The sequence below is a fragment of the Burkholderia sp. Ax-1720 genome (genome assembly GCF_011753035.1).
GTDB classification, from domain to species: Bacteria; Pseudomonadota; Gammaproteobacteria; order Burkholderiales; family Burkholderiaceae; genus Burkholderia; species Burkholderia gladioli.
Map to the genome: position 1 here is coordinate 1 of NZ_VWWK01000401.1, position 1,736 is coordinate 1,736.

The following is a 1,736-nucleotide window of genomic DNA, read 5'->3' on the forward strand; positions in this document are numbered from 1 at the left end:
GGCGGATCTCGAGGCGGGTGCCGCGCGCGTCGGCGAGCGCGGCGCGGGCCAGCGCGGCCACCTCGTCGAGCAACTCGGCGAGCACCACCGGGGCCGGCGCGATCGCCAGCGCGCGCGTATCGGCGCGCGGCGCGTCGAGTGCGCTCTCGATCAGCCGGGTCTGCTGCTCGATGCCGGTGCGGATGCCGCCCAGCGCGCGTTGCAGGGACGCGTCGCCGGCCGGCAACTGGCGCTCCAGCACATAGGCCCAGCTATGCATGGCGTTGAGCGGGCTGCGCAGATCGTGCGACGCGACGGACAGCGCCTGGTCGCGCGAGAACAACGCGGCCTCGGCGGCGTAACGGGCAGCGCGCTCGCGCAGCAGCTCGGTGCGGGGATCGGCGGGGGAGAGGGTCACGAGGGTCGTGCGGAGATGGCGGAATCCACATTATAGGGACCGGACCGGGGCGCGTCGCGCCGACTTCGAGGGCGAATGCGCGCCGATGCGCGATGTTGCGAATCGATCGGCGCCTATTGATCGGGGCCGCCCGCCCGCGGCATGCCGTCGATTTTCCTGGTTTCGCGCGGTTTCGGCGCGATCGCGGCCCCGCGCCGGCCGTCAGGCCGGCACGCCGTCCTCGCGCGCGGCGGCGCGGTTCGGCAGCAACTGGCAGACCAGCAGCCCGGCCAGCATCAGCGCGCAGCCGAGCAGGGCGCGCAGGCTCAGCGTCTCGCCCAGCGCGGCCCAGCCGGCCAGCGCGGCGAACACGCCTTCCATGCTGAAGATCACGGCCGCGTGGGCCGGCGCTGCGTCGCGCTGCGCCACCACCTGCAGCGTATAGGCGACGCCGACCGACAGCAGGCCGCCGTAGAGCAGGGTCGGCAGCGCGCGCGCCAGGGTGTTGGCGTCGAGCGTCTCGACGCCGAGGCCGATCGCGCCGCACAGCAGCCCGCAGACCAGGAACTGCTGGAATGCCAGCACCAGCGGATCGTGGCGGCGCGCGAAATAACCGACCGCGATCACGTGGATCGAGATCAGGATCGCGCCGACCAGCTGGAAACCGTCGCCGTACATCACGCTGAAGTGCTCGTCGACGCTGAGGAAGTACAGGCCGATCGCGGCCAGCGTGGCGCCCAGCCAGGTGCCGGTGCCGGCGCGATGGCGCAGCAGCACGCCGATCAGCGGCACCAGCACCACGTAGAGCGAGCTGATGAAGCCGGCATTGGCGATCCGGGTGTATTGCAGGCCGATCTGCTGCAGCGAGATCGAGGCGGCCAGCAGCAGGCCGAGCAACAGGCCCGGCAGCAGCCCGGCCGGCCGTTGCGCGAGCGCGGCGATCTCGCGGCGCGTGGACTGGCGCGTCAGCAGCAGCGGCACCAGCACCAGCGCGCCGAGCAGGAAGCGCAGCCCGGTGTAGAGGAAGGGCCCGATCACCGACAGGCTGAGCCGCTGGGCGACGAAGGCCGAGCCCCAGATGACGGCGGCGGCCAGCATCAGCAGGTTCGCGCGGAGATGGAGGCGGGCGGCGGGCGTCATCGGCGAGGGGATTCGAAAAGGCGCAAAAGGGGAGATTTTATGCCGAAGCGGCCAGGCTGGCGGTGAAACGCCGCAGCGTGTCGGCCGAGCGCGGCTCGCGCACGCGCGAGTAGAGCACCACCTGCGAGATGGGCAGCGCCGGCAGGCCGAAGCGCGCGCCGACCTCCACCAGCCCGCGCGGCGCCACCCGGCGCGCCAGCGGGCAGACCGCCAGGCCCGC

Annotated in this window: 2 protein-coding genes and 1 pseudogene; all 3 read right to left on the reverse strand. The window is 72.8% G+C overall.

What is annotated here, in order from left to right; all coding sequences use genetic code 11:
* Positions 1 to 397 (reverse strand): histidine kinase dimerization/phospho-acceptor domain-containing protein (locus F3J18_RS37175; protein WP_345892552.1); only part of this gene is annotated, 397 nt, incomplete at its 3' end.
* Between the two features lie 201 nt (positions 398 to 598).
* On the reverse strand, positions 599 to 1,516 hold the full coding sequence (locus F3J18_RS37180; RefSeq protein ID WP_166917154.1) for a DMT family transporter: 918 nt from the start codon (positions 1,514 to 1,516) through the stop codon (positions 599 to 601).
* Positions 1,517 to 1,553: 37 nt separating this feature from the next.
* A pseudogene (locus F3J18_RS37185) lies at positions 1,554 to 1,736 on the reverse strand (LysR family transcriptional regulator); the annotation flags it as partial.